The organism is Polaromonas sp. P1_E1_2 (genome assembly GCF_056406035.1).
In genome coordinates this window covers 1-1991 of sequence record NZ_JBFUAZ010000706.1, presented here as the reverse complement: position 1 = coordinate 1991, position 1991 = coordinate 1, and the positions used below count along the sequence as shown (strand labels likewise).

The window sequence follows — 1991 nt, the reverse complement described above, 5'->3', positions numbered from 1 at the left end:
CCTCCACGCGCGCGACGTCGCGCACCTTGACGGAAAAGCCGTTCACATTCTTGATGACGATCTCGCGAAACTGCGCGGGTCTGACGAGGTCAGTCTGCGAGGTCACGCTGAATTCTCGCTGCTGCGACTCAATGCGGCCGGCCGGCAGCTCGAGGTTGCTGCGGCTGATGGCGTCTTCCACGTCCTGCGTGGTCAGCTTGTAGGAGGCGAGCTTGTCGGTGTCCAGCCAGACGCGCATGGCGTACTTGCGCTCGCCAAAGACGCGCACGTCGGCCACGCCGGTCACGGTCTGCAGGCGCGGCTTGACGATGCGGTTGACCAGGTCGTTGATCTGCAGCGGCGTCAGTGAATCGCTGGAAAAAGCCACCTGGATGACCGGAAAGGCATCGGCCTCAACCTTGGCGATCACCGGCTCTTCAATCGCCTGAGGCAAACGGTTGCGCACCCGCGACGTGCGGTCCCGCACCTCGGCGGCGGCAGAGTCGGCGTCTTTTTCGAGTCGGAAACGCACGCTGATCTGCGCCTGGTCGGCACGGCTGATGGAGGTGATGACGTCGACAGCATCAATGCCCGCGATGGAATCTTCCAGCGGCTTGGTCACCTGCGTTTCAATGACCTCCGCTGATGCGCCTGCATAGCGCACGCTCACGGTCACAACGGGTTCATCGATCTTGGGATATTCACGCACCGAAAGGCGGTTGAAGCTCACCGCACCGACCAGCACGATGAGGAGGGACAGCACGGTGGCAAAGACCGGGCGGCGTATGGAAACTTCAGCGAGTTGCATAAGGGCCTGTGGGGGCTATGGCGCGGCTGCCGCTCAAGTGGGATCGCGGGCTGGCGGGCCGGCCGGGCGGCGCTCGGCTGGGGCGACGCTACGCACCGGCACCAGGCCCCCCGGGACCTCCGATACCACGACGCCACAGGGGTTGGGGCCGGCCGGTGGTGCTTGCGGCGCGGCGGCGGCCACAGCTTTGGCCGGCGCGGCCTCAGCCGCAGGGGCCGTTGCGGCAGCTGCCGCGGGCGCAGTACCGGCAGCGGCAGGCGCTTTTGCGTTGCCCGCGCGGGCAGAAGCATTTGCGGCCAGGTCCACCACTGCCACCACAGTGCCGTCACGCTGTACGCGCTGCTGGCCGGTCGCAACCACCACGTCGCCGGACTCCAGGCCTTCGAGGATCTCGACCTTGCCGGGGCTGCGCAGGCCGACCTTGACTTCCACGCGCTTGGTCGTGCGGGTCTGTTCGTTCGGGCCTTCCAGCAGCTTGATGACGAACTGCCGGCCGCCCTGCGGAACAATCGCTTCCTCGGGCACCACGCGCGCGTTCTCGCGCACGCCGAACAACGTGTTGACCCGCGCGAACATGCCGGGCCGCAGCTGCAGCTGGCGGTTGTCTATGCAACCGCGGATCCCAATGGAGCGGCCATTGGCGTCGATCAACGGGTCTATGGCCTGGATTTGCGCGCTGTATTTGCGTCCGGGCAAGGCATCGATGTCGAGCACGGCTGTCTGGCCACGCTTGACCTTGTTCTGGAAGCGCTCTGGCAGCCGGAAATCGACAAAGATGGCCTCGATGTCCTCGATGTTGACGATGTCCGCACCGTCTTTCAAATAGTCGCCCACGTTGACGAGCCGGATGCCGGCGATACCGTCAAATGGCGCAACAATCTTCAGCCGCGCGGCGGTGGCCTTGGCCAGCGACAGCTTGGCCTCGGCCACCTGCAGGTTGGCGGCGCTTTCATCGAGCGAGCGCTGGCTGATGAAGTTTTGCGCCACCAGTTCCTGGTTGCGCTTCTGGTTGGCCCGCGCGATCGACAGTTCGGCCTGGCTTTGCTGTACCTGAGCCAACGGCAACTGGTCGTCGAACTGCACCAGCACCTGGCCTTTGCGCACACGCTGGCCATCGGTGAAATTGAGCTGGGTGATGCGCCCGCTGACCTCGGGCCGCAAGACCACGCCACGGCGCGAACGCAGGCTGCCCACGGCCGAGGTG

General features: G+C 65.4%; 2 protein-coding genes. Both read right to left on the bottom strand.

Annotated elements, in window-relative coordinates:
• Positions 1–787: efflux RND transporter permease subunit (locus AC1D1P_RS21950; RefSeq protein WP_477674431.1), on the bottom strand; the 787-nt coding region annotated here is incomplete at its 3' end.
• 33 nt (positions 788–820) lie between these two features.
• On the bottom strand, positions 821–1991 hold a 1171-nt coding region (locus AC1D1P_RS21945; protein ID WP_477674430.1), incomplete at its 5' end, for an efflux RND transporter periplasmic adaptor subunit.